The sequence below is a fragment of the Vibrio sp. OPT46 genome, assembly GCF_015163535.1.
In the GTDB taxonomy this organism is placed as follows: domain Bacteria; phylum Pseudomonadota; class Gammaproteobacteria; order Enterobacterales; family Vibrionaceae; genus Vibrio; species Vibrio alginolyticus.
Genome location: NZ_JADDYG010000093.1, coordinates 7,912 through 31,161 on the forward strand (window position 1 = coordinate 7,912; position 23,250 = coordinate 31,161).

Here is a 23,250-nt window from a genome sequence, read left to right on the forward strand (position 1 = left end):
ACGAAATACGTAAGGCTAAAGCAACCGGACACATTGTTGCTGCCAAGCTCTATCCTGCTGGCGCCACAACAAACTCAGATTCCGGTGTGACCAATGCGAAGAACATTTATCACGTTTTAGAAGCGATGGAAGAAGTCGGAATGTTACTTCTGGTTCATGGCGAAGTAACACATCACGATGTTGATATCTTCGACCGAGAAAAAGAATTCCTTGATACCGTCCTCGCTCCTATCGTCAATGATTTCCCTAATCTTAAAATCGTACTAGAACATATCACCACCGCCGACGCAGCAAACTTCGTTAACAACGCCTCAGACAACGTAGCGGCTACCATCACTGCCCACCACCTTCTTTTCAACCGTAACCACATGCTTGTGGGTGGTATTAAACCTCATTTCTACTGTTTGCCAATTCTTAAGCGCGGAACCCACCAGCAAGCGCTGATCGAAGCAGCAACTAGTGGTAGCAAGAAGTTTTTCCTAGGTACAGACTCAGCGCCACATGCGAAAGGGGCAAAAGAATCGGCTTGCGGTTGTGCTGGTTCTTACACTGCACACGCTGCGCTAGAGCTTTATGCAGAAGTCTTCGAAAAAGAAGGCAAGTTGGAAAACTTGGAAGCTTTCGCAAGCTTCAACGGTCCTGATTTTTACGGCATTGCACGTAACACAGATACAGTAACGTTAGAAAAATCCGCTTGGGATGTGCCAGAAACGATGCCATTTGGCAATGATATCGTTGTGCCTATTCGAGCAAATGAACAGATCGAGTGGAAAGTGAAGTAAGTACTTTACTGACATTTCACATATAAAACAGGGTCATGCTTTTTGTAAAAAGAAGTCATGACCCTTGTTATTATCGTCTCATGTTTTAGATGTGATTATTGACCACGAAGCTTTTCAACCATCGTCCATACCGCCACCACAACCAACCCCGCCACAAAGCCGATAATACCGTTCAATAAAATAGGCAAAATGGCTGTAGCAACCGAATGACCACTAAAATTCATAATAATCGGCTCTACAAAGTGATGAATGGCGGGCACGTTGTGCACCACAATTCCCCCACCCACCAAAAACATCGCTGCAGTTCCTACAATGGTTAATAACTTCATCAACTTTGGTGCAAAAGCGACCAAGGCCCCTCCGACTTTCGCCACCCAACCTTTACCGTTTGAGCGACTTTCAAGGTAAAGGCCTAAATCATCTAGCTTCACAATCCCAGCGACTAGTCCATAAACTCCAACCGTCATAATCACTGCAATTAAACTGACAACTAAAATTTGCGTAACAAGACTGGCTCCTGTCACGGTACCTAACGCAATCACAATGATCTCTGCTGAAAGGATAAAGTCTGTTCGAATCGCACCAGAAACTTTACGCTTTTCATACTCTTCTATCGACTCGCCAGTATTAACTAGCTCCTCTTTTTCTTCGTGCGGATGCGGGTGAGGAAACACTTTCTCAAGTACTTTCTCTGCCCCTTCAAAGCAGAGAAATAAGCCGCCAATTAGCAATAATGGCATGATAAGCCATGGAATAATCGCGCTAATAAGTAAAGCTGAAGGAACTAAAATCAATTTATTTTTGAATGAGCCTTTTGCAACCGCCCAAACCACTGGAATCTCTCGCTCAGATGCAACACCAGACACTTGTTGAGCGTTTAACGCTAGATCATCTCCCAACACACCTGCGGTTTTCTTTGCCGCCATTTTTGACATTAAGGCGACATCATCAAGCACCGTGGCAATATCGTCCAACAGTGTGAGTAAACTTGCTCCAGCCATTTTTTGTCTCTTATATGAAATTGAGTAAGTAACAAAATGTAACACCAATGAATAACTCATCAAAGTGATGATTTTGCAAAGAATACCACCCCAAATGGTGTTTTATATTGCCGTAAAGATAAGACAGGTCTAGTCTTGTGATACCTTTCAGCAGTCAAAAGAAAAAGTATAGATGAAAAGTGGATACATTTACCCGATCGGTACTCCTGGCCAACCTTGGAACGAAGAAGAACGTAAAGCTTGGTTAGCAACGCAAGAAGTAAAACGTAGCTACCAAGATGAAGTCGTCAGTAAAATCGATGCCCTACGCGAGCGTTTTGATGTTGAACAATATGGGGCGCTCTCATACAACGAGGCACGCTTCCCTCTGTTTTGTATCAAAACACGCAATTGGGATTCAACTAAACCTGTTGTGTTGGTCACAGGCGGCGTGCACGGTTACGAAACCAGCGGTGTACATGGCGCATTAAAGTTTGTAGAAACAGAAGCAGAGCGCTATGCAGAGCATTTCAATATTGTCGTTGTACCCTGCGTAAGCCCTTGGGGTTACGAGGTGATCAACCGCTGGAATCCAAACGCGATTGATCCAAACCGCTCTTTCTATAAGGATAGCCCTGCCGAAGAGTCCGCTAACCTCATGAAGCTCGTTGCAACTTTAGGCGATGTGTTAATGCACATTGATTTGCACGAGACGACAGACTCCGATGAAACAGAGTTCCGTCCTGCGCTTGCCGCTCGTGATGGCATTGAGTACATCGAGGGCATGATCCCAGACGGTTTTTACACAGTTGGAGATAGTGAAAACCCTCAGCCTGACTTCCAAAAAGCGGTCATTGAGTCAGTTGCAAAAGTGACTCACATTGCACCAGCAGATGAAAACGGCGAAATCATTGGTTCACCCGTCGTACAGTTTGGCGTTATCAACTACCCAATGGTGAAGCTGGGTCTGTGTGGCGGCGTAACAAATTGCGTTTACGGCACGACAACGGAAGTGTACCCAGACAGCCCAACGGTGACCGACGAAGAGTGCAACGATGCGCAAGTTGCAGCCGTGGTCGGTGGTCTGAATTACGTTCTGGCTCAGTTATAATAAGCGGTTCTTATATTGCTCCGGTGTCATGCCGGAGTATTTCTTGAACATTGCGATAAAAGGGCTAGCTTGGTTATAACCTAACGTCAACGCGACTTCCTTTACGGTCTGCCCTTTACGCAGCAACTCCATAGAATGTAAATATCGCACACGTAAGCGCCACTCAGTAAAGCTCATTCCTAATTCACTCTGGCAATGTCTCGCTAACGTGCGTTCTGTGGTATGCACTTTTGCCGCCCACTCCGCCAAACTGATCTCATCCGTCGGCGATTCTTCTACTGCTTTTAAAATCGGTTCAAGATACTTATTGTCGGTAGTCGGTAAAAAGTGATGTTCGACTTCTTGCTTTGCAAGCTGGTCCAATAACACTTGTACCAAGCGCTTGTCTTCATCAGTTTGCGCCACATTAATGTCTCGCTGACGAAAGTCCTCAATAATAGATGACACGATTGGAGTCACTTTGATCAAGCTCGTTTTGGTAGGAAAATGCGCTGTCAATTCAGGGGCAATGTTCAAAGAACAATATTCGATTGGCTTACGGTTGTAGCTAGTGTGACGAATTCCGGCGGGAACCCAAATAGCAAGATGTGGAGGTGCTAGAAATCTTGTGTCTTCTGCATCCATCTCCAGAATCCCACCGCTGATCAGTTGCACTTGCCCCCAAGGGTGGCTATGAATTCGTGTTTCTGTATTAGAGAGAAACGCTTCGAAATTCATAAATACATCTGATGGCGCACGATCGATTGATAAGGAGGGGTGAAGATTTCTGGCGCTCTTTTTCAAAATTGTCTTCCTATCGCTTACGATGTCTTTTAAGAGATACTTTTTATTATAAAGACCTGCCAGACTAGCGCCATCAATAATTGTGCTATAGGGTTCTCATGATTTATTTACTTCCGTTTTTCACCGTTATGATTTGGGGTGGTAACTCAATTGTGAACAAGATGGCTGCGAGCGCCATTGAACCAAGTGCGATGAGTTTCTACCGTTGGTTTGTCGCAATGGTACTCCTAACGCCATTTTGCCTGCCTGCAATCATCAAACAACGACACATTACTCGACCTTACTTAGCTAAGTTGGCGTTTCTTGCGTTACTTGGTATGGTTCTCAACCAGTCACTTGGATACTATGCCGGTTTAACAACAACGGCCTCTAATATGGCCCTGATCACCTCTTTAGTTCCTTTGATCAGTGTGTTTTTAAGTGTCCCATTGCTCGGTAAATCTATATCAATGTTAAGTATCGTCGGTGGTGTCATTTCGCTCGGCGGCTTAGCATTTATGCTTGGTCACGGTGATATCACTTACTTTTTACATCAAGACTTAACGCAAGGTGACAGCTTAATGCTCGTTGCTGCCATGGTATACGCGGCTTATTGTGTTCTGCTAAAACGCTGGAAAATGCCATTCAGTAGTTTGACTCTGGTTTACATGCAGGGCTTCTTTTCTGTTTTGATGCTCACACCACTTTGGCTCTCTAGTGAGCAACTGTTACCAAGCCAAGACGCGCTACCATTAATCGCTTATGCTGGTATTGCTGCTTCCATTTTCGCGCCGCTGATGTGGGTCAAAGCGATTGATTCAATTGGTGCTGATTCAAGTGCTATGTTCATGAACCTAATGCCTGTGGTTTCCGTCATACTTGCTTCAACACTAATTGGTGAGAAAATTTACACTTACCACATTATTGGTGGGTTGTTAGTCATCTCTGGCGTTATCTTGTCGCAAATAAAAGTAAGACAGAGAAAACCATTGTCCAATTCTGAGATTGCCTCTACCGCCAATTAACATCTACACCCCAAGCCACAGAACTACGCTGTGGCTTGTCACTTCCAGCGTTCGAATAAAAGTTAATATTTTGTTTCATTCGCTATTCCCGAAAATTCATCTTGCTGCTAAATTGGGAAAACAATAACCCATCAAGGAAAGACAGATGAGCAGTGGTCAAAGAGACATTACCCTTCGCTTTTTAGCAGAACCCAGCGACGTAAATTTTGGCGGAAAAGTGCACGGCGGCGCCGTAATGAAATGGATCGACTTGGCAGCATACGCCTGCTCTGCAGCGTGGAGTGGTAAATATTGCATTACCGCATATGCTGGCGGCATTCGGTTTGTTGCGCCGATTCATGTCGGCAACTTAGTCGAAGTTAGCGCGAAAGTCATTTATACCGGACGAAGCTCAATGCACATTGCGATTGACGTGCAAGCCAGTGATCCAAAGCAAATGAAAAACAGACTCACCACTCACTGTATCGTTATCATGGTTGCTGTAGATGAAAACGGAAAACCAACCGATGTACCGAAATGGATTCCAGAGTCAGATGAAGACAAAGCCTTAGAGCAATCCGCTATCCGTCTTATGAACATGCGTAAAGAGATTGGGGAAGAAATGGAAGCACACGTTAAATATCTCAAGTAACTGGCATCCGTTAAGAACGCTATTAAGTACCTCAACGTTACCTAGACCCAGAGTGTGGAGCAACATCATGGTTTTGCCATTTGTTTCACGCTCGCCCTTCTCTGTCATAAATCCTTCACCTAGCTTTGCTTAAATCCATCCATTATTTTAGAGTTGGATAGAGTTTGGATCTTGAGACTAAAAGAAACGACCTTAAGTGAAGAGACGTTGACCAATTTAAAAGCGGTCGAGTACCAGTGGGTGAGAACCATGTACGTCGAGGGGTATAACGAAACAGAAATTAATCATTACATTCAAACTTGCTTTGGCGGTGACGTTACCTTTGCTAATCTATTTCGTCGCGTCGCACTGCAGCAAGAAAGTTTGTACACGCTGCTTCAATACGTTGGATGCGCACCTTCCAGCCGAGAGTTTTAATCTCTTCCTTCCCTACCTCAATTTAGCTTTTTACTAAGCTCTAGTTATTTATGTGAAGTGCTACGCAGGGCATTATTCAAGCCCTGTGTAATCCATTGCAAAGCCGCTAGTCTCTGTCTACTTATTGCAAAATTGCCTTTAACAGGCATAAAAAAACCTGAGTCTAAACTCAGGTTATGGTTACAAAAACTGTTAGTGATTGAATCGTAAGGAACTAAGCTAACAGCCAGCTATGCGTAACGCCAATAAAAGCCAAGATATTACTGATCGGCGGCCAAACCAAAATTGTAATATCCGTGCTAAGTATAAGGGCGACCATGTGGTCGCCCTTTTCTAGTTATTCTTATCAATCTCAGACCACAAGAGATTATCCTTTCACACCACCAGCGGTTAGACCACCAACCAACCAGCGCTGCGCAAGTAAGAATACGGCAGTGATTGGCACTGCTGAAAGTACAGCAGCTGCGGCAAAGTCACCCCACAAGTAGTTTTGTGGATATAGGTATTGCTGCATACCCACTGCAAGTGTGTACGAGTCTACATCAGAAAGCAGTAGTGACGCTACAGGAACTTCACCAATTACCATGATGAACGACAAGATGAAGACTACCGCTAGGATTGGCACAGACAGTGGCAGCAATACCAAACGGAATGCTTGCCATGGTGTAGCACCATCAAGAGCCGCTGCTTCTTCTAGAGACGAGTCAATACTTTCGAAGTAGCCTTTAATGGTCCAAACGTGCAGTGCGATACCGCCTAAGTAAGCGAAGATCAGACCGCCATGCGTGTTCAGACCAAGGAAAGGAATGTACTGACCCAGTTTGTCGAACAACGCGTACAGAGCAACCAGTGCCAACACCGCAGGGAACATCTGGAAGATCATCATCGCTTTAAGAATGGTGTTCTTACCTTTGAACTTCATACGAGCAAACGCGTAAGCCGATGTGGTTGATAGCGCCACGATTAGGATTGCAGAAATACCACCCACTTTTACCGAGTTCCACAACCATGTCATTACTGGGAATGGTGGCGGTGTAACTGTACCGTCTGGATTAGTCACCGAGAAACCTAATGCCAATTTCCAGTGATCAAGTGTTGGGTTGTCTGGGATCAGGCTACCCGTTGCAAAGTTACCTTCACGGAATGAAATCGCGATGATCATCAGTAAAGGGAAAATAATCAGTGCCAAGAATGCCCACATTGCAATATGAGTAGCCCAAACACGATACTTTAATGACTTACCTTGTACCATTGCCATTGTAATTTCTCCTTAGTCCTGAGCTACTTTAGTTACACGTAGGTTGATAAGTGCCAATGCGCCAACCAATAGGAAGATAAGCGTTGCTACCGCACTTGCTAGACCGAAGTCTTGACCGCCAGCACCTTCGAATGCGATTCGGTAGGTGTAACTTACTAGTAGGTCGGTGTAACCCGCAGGCTCTGATGTACCAATCATGTTTGGACCACCGCCAGTCAACAACTGGATAAGTACAAAGTTGTTGAAGTTAAATGCAAAACTCGCGATCAACAATGGTGTTAACGGCTTCAACATCATTGGTAGTGTGATACGTGTGAAGTTCGTGACAAAGTTCGCACCATCAATTGCTGATGCTTCATATAAATCGTCTGGAATCGCTTTTAGTAAGCCCATACACAAAATCATCATGTAAGGGAAACCAAGCCAAGTGTTCACAATTAAGATCATGGTTTTCGCCATGAACGGGTCAGAGAACCAAGCCGGGCTAATTCCGAATAAGCCTTCCAACAACATGTTGATCTCACCAAAGCTTTGGTTAAACAAACCTTTAAAGATCAAGATAGAAATAAACGCCGGAACTGCATAAGGCAGGATTAGCAACAAACGGTAAACTGAGCGACCTTTAAGTGCTTCCCACTGAACCACACTGGCAAGGACAAGACCAATAACAAGCGTAAACAATACGGTTAGCGCAGAGAAAACAATGGTCCAGATAAAGATACTGATAAACGGCTCTTTGATACCATCATCTTTCCAAACACGCTCAAAGTTGTGGGTACCAATGTTCACCACGAAACCTGGTGACACTGTGCTGCCAACAAATTGACCGTTTTCATCGACAGGCTGGTAGTAACCTACTTCCATATTTGGGCGTAGCGTTTCTTCTGTCCGGTTGTTGTAAAGCGTTTCACCATCTTCTTGCAATGTGTACAAAGGTACAACTGCAGCAAATTTGCGCAGCCCACTCATGCGGATATCATCACCACTTGGCAAATGTAAATCGACACTGCTCAACGCACTGCGGTTCTTAACAATCGCCTTGATTGATTCTTTTTCACCCGTTACTTCTTCAATTGGTGAAAGATCAAACTCCGATGCTGAAAGGTTATCAAGCTGAAAAGTCGGGCTTGCAAGTAGCTCACCATCTTTTTCAACCACAAGTTGATGGCCTTGCTCCGTTTTATACAAAGTGAACGGGTAGCTATCACCACTTTGGTAAGTTCGGTCCAAAAGTACGTTCTGAGCGCGATCAAAAGAGAGTTGGTTCTTCGCGCTATAGTTGGTAAACGCCAAACCTATGGTGTACGCCAAAGGAAAAAGAATGAAAAGGATCATCCCTGCTATACCAGGGTAGATGTAACGGTGTGCGTACGTCTTTTTGCTACCAAAGATGAACAACGCTAAAGCGGTAAGAATGAGCGTAAGTAGTGCAAACGCAATCTCACCGCGAGAATACATAAGGATTGTTGCGTAGCCATTGATGATGCCGACTGTGCCTAAAAGTGACCATTTCATGAACACTTTTTTGCTGCTCGGAAGGCTGGCTTCTGGTGCTGTCATAGCATTTGTACCTTGAACTGACTGCATAGGGAACCTGCTAGCGAATATAGAATAAATATAGAAAAGTAAGGAGGAGTTGCCTCCTCCTTAAAAAGGTCTTACTTAATTATTTAGTCATTTGTTTTTCTGCATCTGCAAGAGCTGCATCGACAGTTTGACGACCGTCAACTACGTTGATGATTGCGTTCTTAGCCGCACCCCAGAATGCGTTCATTTGAGGGATATTTGGCATGATTTCGCCGTTCATCGCATTGTCCATTGTTGCTGCGATACGAGTATCTGAATCAAGCTCACGTTGGAACGAGTTAAGTGCTACCGCACCTAGAGGCTTATCGTTGTTAACCATACGTAGGCCATCGTTTGTTAGTAGGTAGTTCTCAATGAACTCAACTGCTAGGTCTTTGTTTGGAGACGCAGTGCTGATACCAGCCGTTAGAACACCAACGAATGGCTTAGAAGATTGACCTTGGAACTTAGGTAGCGTAGTCACGCCGTAGTTAACGCCAGACTTCTCAATGTTGCCCCAAGACCATGGACCGTTGATCGTCATCGCTGTTTTGCCTTGGTTGAACGCAGACTCAGACACTGAGTAATCCATATCCGCAGAGATTACGCCTTTATCAACTAAGCCTTTTACGAAGCTCATTGCGTCTTTAACGCCTTCTTTCGCGATACCAGCGTCTTTAACATCGTAACCTTCAGAAGTGTATTTGAACGCGTAGCCGCCATCAGCCGCCATTAGTGGCCAAGTGAAGTACGGTTCTTTTAGGTTCCACATGATTGCAGACTTGCCGTCTTTTTTAAGTTTTGCATCTAATGCTGCAACCTCTTCCCAAGACTTTGGTGGGTTTGGAACTAGGTCTTTGTTGTAGATTAGAGATAGAGACTCAACCGCAACTGGATAGCCGATCAATTTGCCATCGTAACGTACTGCATCCCAAGCGAAATCAACGATACCTTCTTGAATATTCTTAGAAGGTTTAATTTCTGCTAGCAGGCCAGCTTCTGCGTAACCACCGAAACGGTCGTGAGCCCAGAATACGATATCAGGACCGTCGCCAGTCGCTGCAGTTTGAGGGAATTTGTCTTGAAGGCCATCTGGGTGAGCCACAGTCACTTTAATGCCTGTGTCTTCTTCAAATTTCTTACCAACTTCAGCAAGGCCGTTGTAGCCTTTATCACCGTTGATCCAGATAGTAAGTTGTCCTTCTTCGATGGCAGCATTAGCACCAAAAGAACCCAAAGCAACAAGAGTACCTAGTGCTACAGCGCTTAACTTTTTCATGTTCGTATCCTTTTTATATTTTTGATGTAGGGCTAGTCCATTGAGGTTCAGCCGTATTTCGACATATATCATCTGAAATAATCCAATATGTCTCATCCTCCTAATCCCTACGCCCTTACAATTATGACGTATTTTCGTGATCTAAATCGCCAAGGGTAAGAGACTCAAATCACAAAATGGATAGTTCCTGTGATCGGTTTCAACTTTAGGTGGTGCAATAATGTGATTTCCGACCAACTGCTTTCTTCCTCCTCCTTTTTTACTCCTCCCTTTCTACTCCCCCTACAATTATTTCTATTAGGAGGATGTCGCACTACGCACAATCTTAGAAACTGCAGTCATCCAAGAGTGGATGGTAAGAACCCTTTCCCAGCAGTGCCTACGTATTAGGAAAAAGATTTGCTGGTTTTGCATTGCCAGACGAGTGGAATGTCATTATTAGTGTTGTTTGTGGTAATTATTTCACGGGGGAGACAATACGAATAATGTGGGGGAGAGAAACTCGTACTTGGCTATGATGGGTAGCACTTCTATTCAGGACATTTTATTGAAGTGCTACCCTACTTTTCTTACCAACCGCAAGAACTTACCGATTCCTACTGTTACTGCTCGCTAGATAATTCATATAATGATGAGCGGTGAATAATAAAAAATTGATCGAGGACGAGCTACATGGCGAGTGTCACGTTAAAAAATGTTTGTAAAGCGTATGGCGACGTACTGATTTCTAAGAACGTAGACCTAACAATCAACGAAGGTGAATTTGTTGTTTTCGTAGGTCCATCAGGTTGTGGTAAATCTACACTTTTACGTTGTATTGCCGGTCTTGAAGACATTACTTCAGGTGATTTGTATATTGGTGACCAGCGCATGAATGACGTCGAACCATCCAAACGTGGTGTTGGTATGGTATTCCAGTCTTACGCTCTTTACCCGCACCTTAACTTATATGACAACATGTCATTTGGCTTGAAACTAGCAAAAGCAGACAAAGCAGAAATCGACAAGCGTGTTGAACAAGCAGCAGAAATCCTACAACTAGGCCACTTGCTTGAGCGCCAACCAAAAGCACTTTCTGGTGGACAGCGTCAACGTGTGGCGATTGGCCGAACATTGGTATCGCAGCCAAATGTATTCCTTCTAGACGAGCCACTATCAAACTTGGATGCGGCACTGCGTGTAAACATGCGTGCACAAATCACGAAACTTCAGCGCCAACTTGGTTGTACCATGATCTACGTTACGCACGATCAGGTAGAAGCGATGACAATGGCAGATAAAATCGTTGTACTAGACGGCGGTTATGTATCGCAAGTTGGTAAGCCGCTTGAGCTTTACCATTACCCACAAAACCGCTTTGTAGCTGGCTTTATCGGTTCTCCGAAAATGAACTTCATGAGCGTATTCATTGATGAAGTAGAAGCAGAGCGCGTCAAAGTTCAACTATCTAACGGCGTATCTTTCTGGATTCCGGTGGATGGTACAACAGTTAACCGCGGCGACCGAATGTCTTTAGGCATTCGCCCTGAGCACCTATTATCCGCTTCTGAAGCTGATGCAAGTATTCACGGTGAAGTGATGATTGTTGAGAAGCTAGGTAACGAAACTCAAGTATACCTAAATCTAGAAGGCGCGGACGCCGACGTTATTTTCCGTCAGCCGGACACGCTTGCAGTCGACACTGGCGATAAAATCGAGATCGGTATTCCAGCTCATCGTTGTCACCTGTTCCACAGTGATGGTCGCGCATGCCGCCGCCTATACAAAGAAAACGGCGTAGAAGTCGAATAGTTCATTCGTCATTACTCAAAAAAATCCCTCTCAAGTGAGAGGGATTTTTTTATCTTAATAAATATCAGCAATTCGATACTAAATCATTAATCGTGAACGAATCAAATCACCCGTTTCTTCTACCCTCACATAAACCATTGTCTTTGTACTGATACTTCATTTTTAATACTTTTCCTCATTCCTCATAAGTAAGTACCAGCTTTTTCCTAACCCGCCAAACTTAGCCAAAGGGCTAAATATCATTCTTATTTCCACTTACCTCAACAACGCAAATTTTTACACTTATCAACGAAATTACACGTGACAAAAAAACTCAGTAGCATTCAACAGAATGCTCTGTGCACCAACTACTAATAACGTTCACGACACGGCAATTGGGGAAGACACCCAAGGGCGGTAGCGTGTCAGAAGGGAAACTGAGTCATGAAACAAAAAGGACTTATCCGCTCTCATGAGATGGAGTTCGCTTTTTTATATCGCATCTCAGATCTTGCTGTCATCGTCTCTTTTATGCTGCTTTTAGTGTTCAAAGACATGAATACTGCGATGGGGAAAGATTACGTCATATTGGCTTTCGTTGGAGGCATCTCCTTTCTATTTATGGCAGAAAGCGGCAATCTGTATCGCTCTTGGCGAACCAGTTCGTTTAAAGAGCAGATGTTTATTGTCTGTGTTGCTTGGGCGGTGACTTCTGCACTTATCTTTGTTGTGCTGTATTTTTCTGAAGTCCATACCTTATTTGATAACACAATTTTAGCGCTGTGGTTTGCGATTACGCCCGCTCTGCTTTTGGCATGGCGAGTAACATTCCGTACCGGATTAGCCTATTTGAGAAAAAAAGGATTCAACACTCGCACTGCAATCATCATCGGCCAAACTCCTCACGGCATTACCCTAGCTAACGAAATTCAAAACCACACAGAACACGGCGTGCTTTTTGATGGCTTTTACGACGAACGATCTTCCGACAGATTGCCAAATTCTGATTATCCTATTAAAGGAGCTGTTGACCACGCCCTTGAGCGAGCTAAAAAAGGGGAAGTAGATTACGTCTATATCGCGATGCCAATGCACGCAAAAGAGCGCATTGCGTCACTTCTTAACCAATTCTCAGATACCACCGCAAATACGTATCTGATTCCCGACTTCTTCACTTATAACCTTTTACATTCTCGTTGGGCGCAGATCGGCCAAGTTCAAACACTAAGTGTCTTTGATACACCTTTTGCTGGAATTTCTTCTTGGGTAAAACGGTTTGAAGACATCTTGTTTTCGAGCATTATTTTGGTCTTAATCGCCCCTATTCTATTCGTCATTGCGATTGGCATTAAGGCAACGTCTAAAGGCCCTGTCATCTTTAAACAACATCGGTACGGTCTTGATGGACGCAAGATTGAAGTCTGGAAGTTCCGTTCAATGACAACCATGGATCAAGGTTCCAACGTGAAACAGGCGACAAAGAACGATCCTCGTATTACGCCTTTTGGCGGATTTCTACGTCGCACCTCTTTGGACGAACTACCTCAATTTATCAATGTACTGCAAGGGACCATGTCTATTGTCGGCCCACGCCCTCATGCCGTGGCACACAATGAAGAATACCGTCAGATCGTGGATCGCTACATGCTACGTCACAAAGTAAAACCAGGCATTACTGGCTGGGCGCAGATTAATGGTTATCGCGGCGAAACCGACACCTTAGAAAAAATGGAAAAGAGAGTCGAGTTTGATTTGGATTACATCCACCATTGGTCGGTTTGGATGGACATCAAAATCATCTTTATGACCGTTTTCAAAGGCTTCACTGGTGCTAACGCTTACTAAGGTTGAGATTATGAAGAAACTGACAATGGCAATAGCATTGAGTCTGTTTTCTACTGACTTGCTCGCAGAACCGATGGCTTACCAAACCGAGTCTGGTATAGAGTTGATTCCCCTCGTAAAAACTTTCTACGAGGGAGATGACAACATCAATAAAGCGGAAAAATCCGGCAATGTAGAATCGGTCAATATTTGGGGTATAGAACCAAGCTTACTAGCACGTATAGAACGGAATCGCTATCGCGCAGATATTTTATATAAGTTAAAAGCTGGCTTTTCATCTGACGATCGCAACGACTTCGACGACCACACTTTTCAGTTTTCCAACTTTTTCGAATTTAATCATCGTCATCGTTTAGTGGTTGATTACCGTTTTCGCGCCCAGCATGAAGTTCGAGGAGAAGACATTACCGAAGGTAATGGTAGCGCAATCGACTCACCAATAGAGTTCAACCGTAACGATGTAAAAACCAATTATGTCTTTGGATCTAACGGTGCCAAAGGCAGACTCGAATTCGGTTTAGGCTATAGTGATAAAACCTATCAAAACTATCGTGACGGCTTGCCTGGGCGCCCAAACGCTAAAACTAAATACAACGATTTTCGAGCTCCCAATGCACATTTGGAGTTCTATTTAAGAGCTACGCCAAGAACCTATTGGTTAGTCGGAACAAACCAAATCGTAACCGAGTATCAGCACCGAAATTCTGCGCAGCCATCGAAAGATAACAACACCAGTTTCTATTACACCGGTGCCGAATGGGAAGTCACAGGAAAAACCAAAGGCATCGCTCGACTCGGTTATCAAATCAAAGATTTTGACAGCGCTCAACGAGAGACATTTAAAGGCTTTAGTTGGGATATCGGCTTTGAATGGTTGCCTCAAGAACAAACTCTAGTCAGCGTGAAAACCACTCAAGCGGCGGTTAACCCCGATCAAGATGGCGATTACAACCTACAAACTCGTTACCGACTGAACCTGAAGCACGATTGGAATAGTTACCTTGCAACTCGCTTAGGTGCTGTTTATCAACAAGATGATTACACGGGAATCTCCAGAAACGACGATCGGTACACTCTATCTTTTGGTATCGATTATCAGATCAAACGTTGGATACAACTGCAAGCCGATTGGCAATACCAAGATAAAAACTCTAGCCGATCGGATTATAGCTTCGAACAAAATATTTGGACTTTAAGCGCACAGTTTTCTCTGTAAAAAGGATTATTAATGAAGGCATTCATCAAATTCATAAGTGTAGCGTTGTTGCTATTTAGCACTTTGGTCAACGCTGACTCAAACGAGGAAGATTACTTACTCGATACTGGCGATACCATTTCCGTGCAGGTCTATGGTGAAGAAGATCTTACGATTAAAAATATTCTAATAACGTCAGATGGCTACTTTGATTACCCCTACCTTGGCCGAATTAAAGCAATCAAAAAAACACCAAAACAACTCAAGTACGAAATAGAAACGGGCTTAAAAGGCGATTATCTCATCAATCCAAAAGTGATGGTCACCATCAATAATTTTCGTCTGTTTTACGTTAATGGCGAAGTCCGGAAACCAGGTGGATTTGAGTACCGTCCAGGGTTAACCATAGAGAAGGCCATCGCTCTAGCAGGCGGCTTGACCGACAGAGCCTCACGCAAAGGCATTAACCTCACCAAGCATAAAACAGGTCAAACGATGGAAGGGGTCAGTATGCACCGCAACGTTGAACCTGGTGACATTGTATTTATTGACCAGAGCTTCTTTTAAGTGACAGGGAATCAAATGAACGGGACTCATCCAAATAATCTCCAGATGAACAAAGTAGAACTGATTCGTTTTGGCCATCACTTCAAAGCGATTAAAAAGAATTGGCTAAGCATCGCAGCATTCACGCTTCTGTTCTCATTAACTTGTACTTGGTATATCTACTCCAAAGCATCGATATACCAAGCTACAGCTACGCTACTCATCCAAGAGGAGCAAAAAAGCGCCCTTTCAATCGAGGAAGTATATGGCGTCGACACGACAAAAAAAGAGTACTTTCAAACGCAAATCGCCATTTTAAAATCGAATCATATTGCAGATAAGGTCATTAGAGAGCTGAACCTCACCCAATTACCTGAGTTCACAAGCTCAGGGGGGTTAAATAAAAAAATCGACCAAATAAAGTCGATTCCTTTTGTTCAAGACCTACTGAATGTGGCACCAAGCCCAAAAGAAACCGCCCAGTTTTCAGAGTCGTATTATCAGGCACTTCAAGCTTTCAGAAGTAAACTCGATATTGAGCCAGTACGTAACACCCAATTAGTCAGAATTCGCTTTCGTTCTACCGATCCTAAGCTTGCGACGACAATCGCCAACGCGGTCGGCCAAGCCTACATTGACGCAAATTTTGAAGCCAAATTGGTCGTTACACAAAATGCGGCTACTTGGTTGACAAATAACTCTCAAAAATTGGAGGAGCGATTACGTAACTCGGAGCAAGCGCTGCAAGAATTCTTGTTAAAAGAAGGGTTGATCGATATAAATGGTATTGATGAAATTTACGCAAATGAGCTAGAAGAACTCACTCGCAAGCTGAATATCGCTATTAATAAGCGTATTGAAGCGCAGACGTTAATCCAACTGTTACGACGTAAATCTTCGCAAAGTTTAGACAGCTTGTTGTCAATTGATGAATTCGCTAATCAAGCGCAAATCCGCGATCTAAAATTGTCGGAAGCACAGGCAGCCAAAAATCTCTCTGAACTGGCACAGCGCTACGGACCTAAGCATGATCGAATGATTCAGGCGAAAGCACAGCTTGCTGAAATTCAATCAAGAACCCAGCAACTCATCCGTGACATTTCCTTCAGTAAGCAACAAGACCTTCTTGCTGCAAAAGCGCAAGAGGACATGCTTCGAGCAGAACTCGATAACAAAAAGTCAGACTTCCAATCGTTAGGGTCACAAAAAGCGCGTTACGAACAGTTAAAACGCGAGGTTGAATCCAATAAGGCACTCTATGAAGCGTTCTTAAATCGTGAGAAAGAGACCAACGCCACCAGCGACTACAAGAATGTCACGGCTCGCTTTACTGATAAAGCCATCATTCCTCTATTCCCGGTGGCACCACAACGAATCAAACTGGTACTGATTGCCACCTTTTTTGGCTTTGCCATTGCTTGCGCTCTAGTCATCATCTTAGAAACGATGCGAGAAGTTATCCGAAGCACAGCCGATGTGCAGGAAAAACTTGGTGTTACGTGTTTAGGTGTGATTCCTATGGTCAAAAAACGCAATTTGCGTAAAAACGGCGTCAGTTATACCGCGTATTTAGATGATGAAGAAAAGCTATTTAGTGAAGCTTGCCGCTCCGTCAGAACCTCGCTTCTGCTCAGATTAACCAACACGAAGCAAAAGATATTGCCCTTTACCTCTGCTATTCCAGAAGAAGGAAAAACATCGACCAGTATCAATATGGCGGTGTCGTTTTCAAAAATGGAAAAGGTGTTGATCATCGACTGCGATTTACGTCGACCTTCCATCGCAAAGCGATTCGGTATTGCTGAATCAAGCCCTGGCTTAACGCATATCCTGACGATGGATACGCCAATCAAAGATTGTATTACACATATAAAAGAAGCCAACTTAGATGTATTACCGGCCGGCCTAATTCCGCCAAACCCACAGGAATTACTGGCTTCTGATCGCTTTAAAAAGTTGCTCGAACATTTTCAAAATAAGTATGACCGGATCATTATCGATACACCGCCCCTACTGTCAGTGAGTGACGCACTTATTCTTGGTCAGTATGCCAATGGTCTGATTACCGTCATTCGCTCAGAATCAACAAAATCATCACTGGTTAACCTTGCGTTATCTAAACAAATACAACACTCAGTTCCATCTCTTGGCGTCTTAATCACACAAGCCAAGGCCAAGGAAGGAGAGACGCTTTATGTCCAGAAATACGCCTACTAACGTAAACCTATCTTGGTACCAAACCTTGAAAAGCCAAGAACAACCGGTATTGATCTATCAAATGGGCAAAGTAGGTTCGAGTGCATTAGAGCATTCCATTCCTAACTCGATTCACTTGCACGACCTTATGACTGTCGATGCGCAAAAACAAATATCCCCTGTTAGAGCGCAATTGCATAAGCCTCAGATCAATGCGTTAAAGCGACGACTAAAGCGCATAACAATGAGCCAAATGTTAAAGCGCAAGAAAAAAGTTCGAATCATCTCGCTGGTGCGTGAACCGATCGGACGAAATGTCTCAATGTTCTTTCAAGCACTTCCTTTTTGGATGGCGGACAAATATCTAAAGGATGACAGCGCAATACGTACCGAACGACCGCAATTACTCCAAGAAGCATTTGATAAGCACATGAATCATCAATATGCGCTGCAGTGGTTTGACAACGAGATCAAACAACTAACAGGGATTGATGTGTTTAACGAGTCTTTTAATCACGAAGTAGGCTATCAAACATACCATAACAATAACTTCTCACTGTTGGTCATTCGAAGTGACAAGCTAACGCAGGCTAACTCCGCAGTTGAAGACTTTTTAGGTTACCCCGTGGATGTTGTTTATGAAAATCAATCAGACAACAAATGGTACTCGCCACTAATGAAAGAATTCAAAACGCAATTTCAACCTACACCCGAGTACGTTGAAGAAATGCTGAATTCTAAATTGACGAAGCACTTTTTCTCAAATGCAGAAATCACCGACCTTAAACAGCAATATCTGACCAATTAATCATGAAAACCAAGATTCTACATATTATCAATGATCTTTCTCAGAACGGCGGTGCTCAGAAGTTCTTAGTCGACCTTGTTTTAGAACATAAGCCTGAATACGAAATCAAAATTTTGGTCTTGTGTGATGAAAATGATTACTTACCAATGCTATCCGCCCAAGGCATAGAGTGTTTTAACTGGCGCACATTGCCATTGAGTGAGAAATTCTCTTTGCTGCGTTGGCCGGATGTCGTTCACGGGCACCTCTACCCTTCCATTTACCTAGCGCTATTGGCGGTAGGTAAAAAACGAATCCAGACTGAGCACTGTTCTTATAACCGTCGACGTGACTATCCGCTGTTTAAGTTCATGGAATACGTCTTATATTGGGGCCACGACTTGACAGTCAGTATTAGTGAAAAAGTACAAGATGAACTGGTGAAGTTCATGCCTCGCTATCAACATAAATATCACGTGGTGCACAATGGCGTTGATTTAAAAAGGTTTTCTATGACGCCAAGATTCGCCAGCCACCTAATCGACAAACCAGTTATCAAGATTGGAATGGTGGGCCGACTTCACCAACATAAAGACCATGAAACGCTTATCCAAGCACTTATCCATTTACCAAGACGATACGAACTCCACCTTGCGGGAGATGGAGAAAAAAAATCGTCACTGCAAGCATTGGCAACAAAAATCAACGTCGCGCAACGTGTTCACTTTCATGGCGTAGTTTCAGACGTTCCAGCCTTTTTGAACGACATGGATATTTACGTGCAATCGTCGCACGTCGAAGGCTTTGGTTTGGCGGCGGTTGAGGCGATGGCAGCAGGCTTACCCGTACTATCGTCGGACGTACCTGGTTTGGATGACGTCACCGGACGTGCCGAATATTTATTTCAAGTTGGTAACGCCACTGAACTGAGCCAAAAAGTGCTCCAGCTATGTGAAAGTGTTGAGCGGTACGACGCTGCAAGTCAATACTCAGTCAATAGGGCCTCTCTCTACACCATCGATAAATTTCGTGAAGGTTACTATGGAATCTACCAGCAGCTTTGCGCCAACAAATAGTTCCGCGCCATCGAGCCATCGCGCCTCATTGCTTGCAGCATGCCTATTAGCATTGTTCTTTATTCCAATGAAGTTTCGTGCTGGAGGAATAGCGCTAGCCCCATCTGACATCGCAAGCCTTTTGTCTATTGGTTTTACTGCATTAGTGGTATTGGAAGGAAAAGCTGAAAAACTCATGCATCCCTGTATGGGGTTCCTCGTATTGTTCACTGGGTATGTGTTCATAAATGGTCTGCTAAATCGCGTCCCTTTAATGCCGCTAGTTATAGAAACTGTGCAATGGTTAGCGATTTTGTGCCTACTGAGCCTAATGTACGCCTATGGCGTGTTTGATGACGAACGGGTAATGGTATATTTCACGTATCTGTTGTTTTTCATCTGTACGCTCGTTGCCTTATGGCACTTTGCTCAGGGCTATCAAAGCGGGTTTAAGTTACTCGGGGTAAGTAAATACGGGTTCGGTGTACTGTGCTCACTACTGTACCTTTATCGAGATAAAATTCGCGCTTTCCACCTTTTGACGCTCGTAGCTTTAGTATTACTGGTGTTGTCACAAGAAAGAAAAGCGCTACTTGGTTTTTGTCTGCTTTTCTTCTTTGACCAACTGCTCGTAAAAAACTTAATGAAAAAATCGCTCAGCGAAACGTACACGTGGGCGATTTTATTAGCCTTGAGCTTCATTGTGTTTACTGCCGTCACAACCACACTCTACGTTGGGTTTGAAACTCTAGCAGACACATTGGAAATAACCCAAGAAGACGTCTTATTTGCCAACCAAAGTGAAGCCCGCTGGGTATCGAATCTTCATAGAAAACTTTTACTTGCCAATGGGCTAGATATTTTACTTCAACACCCAGTGTTAGGTGTCGGCGCGAAAATGTTACCCAACTTTATGATCAGTTACTTTAACTATGATGAGCTGGCGATCTACACCCACAACTTTGTGTTAGATACCGCAATTGAATACGGATTGCTTGGTATTGGTCTGCTGTTTGGTGGTTATTTTCTTTTTATTCGCTTTTGCTTCCGTAGTCTTAATGAAAACAGAAAAAGCCTATTACTTGCGATATACGCCCTCATCATGGTGTTTTTCGTTGCGGTAAACACCACCATAATTTTAATACTCTTGTTACCCGTCATGATCAGCATGAGCAACGACTCAAGGGCCATTGCTCATACTTTTCCGGTAAACCATCTCCACGAATATGAATAATCAAGGATAGGATAGGATAGATGAAGTATTCAATCTCTCGACAATTTGAAAAGAACCGAGAACTCCAAGCTGATAATTTTGTTTTAGTTTACCAAATGGGCAAAGTTGGCTCCTCATCAATTGAGCACACGCTAGGGGAGAAAAATATCCCGAGCTATCACATCCACACCTTTGATGATCACGAAGAATTTCACATGTATCACAATAAAAAAGACGTGAGTAAATTCTTCGACTTCCGAAACCGCGCACTCTATCGCTTAGTGCTCAAGCAGCGAAAACGTATCTTACAAAAACGCGAGCAGATTAAAATCGTTACTCTGGTCCGCGATCCAATCGCAACTGTCTTTTCTCGCTTCTTTCAAGATCTCCATTTGCAATTTATCGAAGGCAAAAAGAACGATGCAATTCACCGAGATATGGAAGTCACGTATCAGCACCTCGAGCATTGTTTTGATAACTATATCAATCTCAACTATTTTGCGGACTGGTTCGACAACGAGTTAAAGCGTAATTTCAATATCGATGTGATGCGCCAAGAGCTGGACAACACTCAACCTTTCTTCACATTCCAGAACGATCAGGCCAACGTCATGCTAATCAAATGCGAACAGCTCAGTTCTCTTGATAAAGAAATCGGTGAGTTTCTTGAGTTGCAAGACTTCGTGCTGAAAAACAGTAACGAAGCGAAAAACAAGTGGTACTCCAATATCCACCAACACTTTAAGAATCACTACGACTTCTCAAAACTGTTCTATATGTACGATCTTCCCTTGTATCGCCACGTTTATTCAGAGCAAGAGCGTGATGCTTTTAAACACAAATGGATGCAAACACCAGGGACAAAATCATCATGAAGAAAGTGCTCCATGTTACAGAAGCATTTGGAGGTGGCGTTCAAACCGCCCTCTATAGTTATGTTCACTCATCCAGAGACGAGCCTTATCAGCATTTCTTGCTAGCCAGAGCCCGAGAAAACGACTTGACCAATGAGAACAACCACCACATTTTCGTACAGACAAAGTGGGTAGAAGGCGGCTTGCTTCAATTTATTCGCGATGCAAACCACATGATTGCATCACTTGGTCCCGACGTCGTGCATTTGCACTCGAGTAAAGCAGGATTTCTCGGCCGATTTCTAAAGCTTGGCAAGGCACGCTTGGTTTACACACCGCACTGTTATGCCTTCGAACGTGAAGATATCTCAGAGCTTGCACGCCAGATCTATAAAGCACTAGAGAAAGTAAAACTGAGCAAAATTGATGTGGTTGCAGGCTGTAGCCAACGAGAGTGTGACCTAGCCATTAGCATTGGTGCGAAACGTGCCGAACTGCTCAATAACTACGTGTCTTATCAAAGTGAAGATCGTATAGAGCGAAACAAGCAAGAAGCGCTGAAGCTCGTTGTACTTGGTCGTGTCGCGCCCCAAAAAGATCCTCAGTTTCTTATCAGCACATTGCAGTTCCTTAATCGGTATGCGCTTAACCGCCCGATAGAGATCACATGGATAGGTGGCGGTGACCAAGTACTCGAACAGAAATTACGTACTGAAAATGTGGATGTAACGGGTATGCTGCCTCGCGATGAGGTAGTTGAAAAGCTCAAGGGTTCAGACCTTTATCTACATACTGCAGCATGGGAAGGGATGCCGTTAACCATTCTAGAAGCATCCAAGTTACATCTTCCTATGGTTATTCGGACCATCGGCGCAACCAAAGATCTCAACTACCCGTTTTTAGCGCTCACACCTGAAAAAATGGCCAAGCAGATCGCGCATTGTGTCAATCATTATGAAGAGATCGATTTTCGCCAGTATACAGCAGAATTAAACGATGCCTTCAGTGAAGAAAAGCAGCGCCTCGCACTCAATAAACTTTACGGTTAAATGCCCCTATGTTTCACACTGTTCAACAAAAATTACTGTTGATGCCCAGCGGTAAAAAAAGCTTGTTATCTACCGGATTAAAAACCGCAATCACGCGTGTGTTGAGTGCGCTATTTGCTTTTTTACTGACTCTGATTGTATCGAAGACCAGTGACGCTTCGACGGCCGGTCAATTTTTCTTTTTATTCAACCTAGTCTCGCTACTCGCTATCGTTTCTCAGCTAGGTTTTGATGTTTCGTTAGTTCGTTACAATGCGATCGCTTTTAATAACAAAGAGAAGCTTGAACAAAGCCAAAACTATAAAACCGCACTTTATCGAAGTATGGCATTTTGCCTGCTCGCCATTGGCGTTTTGTTGGCAGGATTTAATCTGTTTCCAGAGCAGCTAAACCAGACTCAATCACCAATGTATGCGATTATTTTATGCTTGCTTTGCATACCTTTCTTGGTGCTTGCGCAAACCAACAGTCGGGTGCTTCAAGCATGTAGAAAAGTTGTATCATCTCTGTTTGCGTTGCAGCTTGGGGTAAGCATGTTGATGGTCATTTTTGTCTTTGCCCTAGACTATATCGGTCAGCAAAATATCAACAATCTAATGACCGCACTGCTTTTAGCGAGCATAGGTGTCGCGGTCATATCTAGTGCCAATTGGCTTGGCTCAGATCAATATCAAACATCGGCTTTCGTACCAAACAAAAAAATGGTCGCTTCTGCCAAGCAAGTCTGGGTTGGCAGTATCTTCACGAATGTTCTTCAGTGGGGAAGCCTTGTTATTGCGGGCTTTTTTATCTCAACAGCGGAACTCGGTTTGTTAGCCGCAGCCCAACGCACATCACTACTGATTGGCTTCGTGCTGATTACCATTAACTTTGTGGTCGCCCCGATGTTTGCGTCTCTCTACAAAGAGCGCCAAATGCGCAAACTGCAG

Annotated in this window: 21 protein-coding genes; 16 read left to right on the forward strand and 5 right to left on the reverse strand. The window is 43.8% G+C overall.

Annotation, left to right across the window (positions count from 1 at the left end):
• The coding region (gene pyrC, locus IQR33_RS04265; RefSeq protein WP_228013754.1) for a dihydroorotase at positions 1 to 782 on the forward strand (782 nt) is incomplete at its 5' end.
• 95 nt (positions 783 to 877) lie between these two features.
• Here the strand turns inward: pyrC and IQR33_RS04270 are convergent.
• Entirely contained in the window at positions 878 to 1,783 is a 906-nt protein-coding gene (locus IQR33_RS04270) for a DUF808 domain-containing protein (RefSeq protein WP_005375293.1), read from the reverse strand.
• A gap of 172 nt (positions 1,784 to 1,955) precedes the next feature.
• Here IQR33_RS04270 and IQR33_RS04275 point away from each other — a divergent pair, with 172 nt between their 5' ends.
• Positions 1,956 to 2,873: a M14 family metallocarboxypeptidase gene (locus IQR33_RS04275; protein ID WP_042521574.1), complete on the forward strand. Its 918-nt coding sequence runs from the start codon at positions 1,956 to 1,958 to the stop codon at positions 2,871 to 2,873.
• On the opposite strand, the gene IQR33_RS04280 is transcribed toward IQR33_RS04275, so the two are convergent.
• Positions 2,868 to 3,656, reverse strand: coding sequence for an AraC family transcriptional regulator (locus tag IQR33_RS04280; RefSeq protein WP_005385013.1), 789 nt, complete (start codon positions 3,654 to 3,656; stop codon positions 2,868 to 2,870). The genes IQR33_RS04275 and IQR33_RS04280 overlap by 6 nt on opposite strands.
• 98 nt (positions 3,657 to 3,754) lie before the next feature.
• On the opposite strand from IQR33_RS04280, the gene IQR33_RS04285 reads away from it, so the two are divergent.
• The 3 genes from IQR33_RS04285 to IQR33_RS04295 all read left to right on the forward strand — a co-directional run bounded on the left by IQR33_RS04285 (position 3,755) and on the right by IQR33_RS04295 (position 5,708).
• Positions 3,755 to 4,660 (forward strand): DMT family transporter, encoded by a 906-nt coding sequence (locus IQR33_RS04285; protein ID WP_042521576.1) that lies wholly within the window; start codon positions 3,755 to 3,757, stop codon positions 4,658 to 4,660.
• A gap of 145 nt (positions 4,661 to 4,805) precedes the next feature.
• Positions 4,806 to 5,291: an acyl-CoA thioesterase gene (locus tag IQR33_RS04290; protein WP_005375279.1), complete on the forward strand. Its 486-nt coding sequence runs from the start codon at positions 4,806 to 4,808 to the stop codon at positions 5,289 to 5,291.
• Between the two features lie 171 nt (positions 5,292 to 5,462).
• Positions 5,463 to 5,708 (forward strand): hypothetical protein, encoded by a 246-nt coding sequence (locus tag IQR33_RS04295; protein WP_005375277.1) that lies wholly within the window; start codon positions 5,463 to 5,465, stop codon positions 5,706 to 5,708.
• Positions 5,709 to 6,075: 367 nt separating this feature from the next.
• Here the strand turns inward: IQR33_RS04295 and malG are convergent, their stop codons facing one another.
• The 3 genes from malG to malE all read right to left on the reverse strand — a co-directional run bounded on the left by malG (position 6,076) and on the right by malE (position 9,811).
• Entirely contained in the window at positions 6,076 to 6,966 is an 891-nt protein-coding gene (gene malG, locus IQR33_RS04300) for a maltose ABC transporter permease MalG (RefSeq protein ID WP_005375275.1), read from the reverse strand.
• 12 nt (positions 6,967 to 6,978) lie between these two features.
• Positions 6,979 to 8,553 carry a maltose ABC transporter permease MalF gene (gene malF / locus IQR33_RS04305; RefSeq protein WP_005375273.1) on the reverse strand — a complete coding sequence of 525 codons (1,575 nt, stop codon included), beginning with the start codon at positions 8,551 to 8,553 and terminating at the stop codon, positions 6,979 to 6,981.
• A 79-nt stretch (positions 8,554 to 8,632) separates the two neighbouring features.
• On the reverse strand, positions 8,633 to 9,811 hold the full coding sequence (gene malE, locus IQR33_RS04310; protein ID WP_005375272.1) for a maltose/maltodextrin ABC transporter substrate-binding protein MalE: 1,179 nt from the start codon (positions 9,809 to 9,811) through the stop codon (positions 8,633 to 8,635).
• A gap of 672 nt (positions 9,812 to 10,483) precedes the next feature.
• On the opposite strand from malE, the gene malK reads away from it, so the two are divergent.
• The 11 genes from malK to IQR33_RS04365 form a co-directional block, all read left to right on the forward strand.
• A complete protein-coding gene (gene malK / locus IQR33_RS04315; RefSeq protein WP_005375271.1) occupies positions 10,484 to 11,602 on the forward strand; it encodes a maltose/maltodextrin ABC transporter ATP-binding protein MalK in 1,119 nt (372 codons plus the stop codon).
• 423 nt (positions 11,603 to 12,025) lie between these two features.
• Positions 12,026 to 13,426 carry an undecaprenyl-phosphate glucose phosphotransferase gene (locus tag IQR33_RS04320; RefSeq protein WP_042521578.1) on the forward strand — a complete coding sequence of 467 codons (1,401 nt, stop codon included), beginning with the start codon at positions 12,026 to 12,028 and terminating at the stop codon, positions 13,424 to 13,426.
• 10 nt (positions 13,427 to 13,436) lie between these two features.
• A complete protein-coding gene (locus IQR33_RS04325) occupies positions 13,437 to 14,642 on the forward strand; it encodes an outer membrane beta-barrel protein (RefSeq protein WP_017635284.1) in 1,206 nt (401 codons plus the stop codon).
• A 12-nt stretch (positions 14,643 to 14,654) separates the two neighbouring features.
• Positions 14,655 to 15,188 carry a polysaccharide biosynthesis/export family protein gene (locus tag IQR33_RS04330; RefSeq protein ID WP_017635285.1) on the forward strand — a complete coding sequence of 178 codons (534 nt, stop codon included), beginning with the start codon at positions 14,655 to 14,657 and terminating at the stop codon, positions 15,186 to 15,188.
• Between the two features lie 15 nt (positions 15,189 to 15,203).
• The gene (locus tag IQR33_RS04335) at positions 15,204 to 17,384 is read left to right on the forward strand and encodes a GumC family protein (protein WP_193837292.1); all 2,181 of its coding nucleotides are present in this window, start codon (positions 15,204 to 15,206) and stop codon (positions 17,382 to 17,384) included.
• Positions 17,362 to 18,171 (forward strand): putative capsular polysaccharide synthesis family protein, encoded by an 810-nt coding sequence (locus tag IQR33_RS04340; RefSeq protein ID WP_017635287.1) that lies wholly within the window; start codon positions 17,362 to 17,364, stop codon positions 18,169 to 18,171. The genes IQR33_RS04335 and IQR33_RS04340 overlap by 23 nt, the downstream gene beginning before the upstream one ends.
• A gap of 2 nt (positions 18,172 to 18,173) precedes the next feature.
• A complete protein-coding gene (locus IQR33_RS04345) occupies positions 18,174 to 19,226 on the forward strand; it encodes a glycosyltransferase (protein WP_005375260.1) in 1,053 nt (350 codons plus the stop codon).
• A complete protein-coding gene (locus tag IQR33_RS04350; protein WP_017635288.1) occupies positions 19,192 to 20,439 on the forward strand; it encodes an O-antigen ligase family protein in 1,248 nt (415 codons plus the stop codon). The genes IQR33_RS04345 and IQR33_RS04350 overlap by 35 nt, the downstream gene beginning before the upstream one ends.
• A gap of 20 nt (positions 20,440 to 20,459) precedes the next feature.
• Complete coding sequence (locus IQR33_RS04355; protein WP_005375258.1) at positions 20,460 to 21,293, forward strand: putative capsular polysaccharide synthesis family protein; 834 nt, start codon at positions 20,460 to 20,462, stop codon at positions 21,291 to 21,293.
• Positions 21,290 to 22,321 (forward strand): glycosyltransferase family 4 protein, encoded by a 1,032-nt coding sequence (locus IQR33_RS04360; RefSeq protein WP_017635290.1) that lies wholly within the window; start codon positions 21,290 to 21,292, stop codon positions 22,319 to 22,321. The genes IQR33_RS04355 and IQR33_RS04360 overlap by 4 nt, the downstream gene beginning before the upstream one ends.
• 8 nt (positions 22,322 to 22,329) lie before the next feature.
• Positions 22,330 to 23,250, forward strand: a 921-nt coding sequence (locus tag IQR33_RS04365) for an oligosaccharide flippase family protein (RefSeq protein WP_228013755.1), incomplete at its 3' end; no start/stop codon positions are given.

Excerpts from the sequence above, each read along its gene's own strand:
- IQR33_RS04270 (WP_005375293.1), bottom strand. The coding sequence starts at position 1,783 with ATGGCTGGAGCAAGTTTACTCACACTGTTGGACGATATTGCCACGGTG.
- IQR33_RS04275 (WP_042521574.1), top strand. The coding sequence starts at position 1,956 with ATGAAAAGTGGATACATTTACCCGATCGGTACTCCTGGCCAACCTTGG.
- IQR33_RS04285 (WP_042521576.1), top strand. The coding sequence starts at position 3,755 with ATGATTTATTTACTTCCGTTTTTCACCGTTATGATTTGGGGTGGTAAC.
- IQR33_RS04290 (WP_005375279.1), top strand. The coding sequence starts at position 4,806 with ATGAGCAGTGGTCAAAGAGACATTACCCTTCGCTTTTTAGCAGAACCC.
- malG (WP_005375275.1), bottom strand. The coding sequence starts at position 6,966 with ATGGCAATGGTACAAGGTAAGTCATTAAAGTATCGTGTTTGGGCTACT.
- malF (WP_005375273.1), bottom strand. The coding sequence starts at position 8,553 with ATGCAGTCAGTTCAAGGTACAAATGCTATGACAGCACCAGAAGCCAGC.
- malE (WP_005375272.1), bottom strand. The coding sequence starts at position 9,811 with ATGAAAAAGTTAAGCGCTGTAGCACTAGGTACTCTTGTTGCTTTGGGT.
- malK (WP_005375271.1), top strand. The coding sequence starts at position 10,484 with ATGGCGAGTGTCACGTTAAAAAATGTTTGTAAAGCGTATGGCGACGTA.
- IQR33_RS04320 (WP_042521578.1), top strand. The coding sequence starts at position 12,026 with ATGAAACAAAAAGGACTTATCCGCTCTCATGAGATGGAGTTCGCTTTT.
- IQR33_RS04325 (WP_017635284.1), top strand. The coding sequence starts at position 13,437 with ATGAAGAAACTGACAATGGCAATAGCATTGAGTCTGTTTTCTACTGAC.
- IQR33_RS04330 (WP_017635285.1), top strand. The coding sequence starts at position 14,655 with ATGAAGGCATTCATCAAATTCATAAGTGTAGCGTTGTTGCTATTTAGC.
- IQR33_RS04335 (WP_193837292.1), top strand. The coding sequence starts at position 15,204 with ATGAACGGGACTCATCCAAATAATCTCCAGATGAACAAAGTAGAACTG.
- IQR33_RS04340 (WP_017635287.1), top strand. The coding sequence starts at position 17,362 with ATGTCCAGAAATACGCCTACTAACGTAAACCTATCTTGGTACCAAACC.
- IQR33_RS04345 (WP_005375260.1), top strand. The coding sequence starts at position 18,174 with ATGAAAACCAAGATTCTACATATTATCAATGATCTTTCTCAGAACGGC.
- IQR33_RS04350 (WP_017635288.1), top strand. The coding sequence starts at position 19,192 with ATGGAATCTACCAGCAGCTTTGCGCCAACAAATAGTTCCGCGCCATCG.
- IQR33_RS04355 (WP_005375258.1), top strand. The coding sequence starts at position 20,460 with ATGAAGTATTCAATCTCTCGACAATTTGAAAAGAACCGAGAACTCCAA.
- IQR33_RS04360 (WP_017635290.1), top strand. The coding sequence starts at position 21,290 with ATGAAGAAAGTGCTCCATGTTACAGAAGCATTTGGAGGTGGCGTTCAA.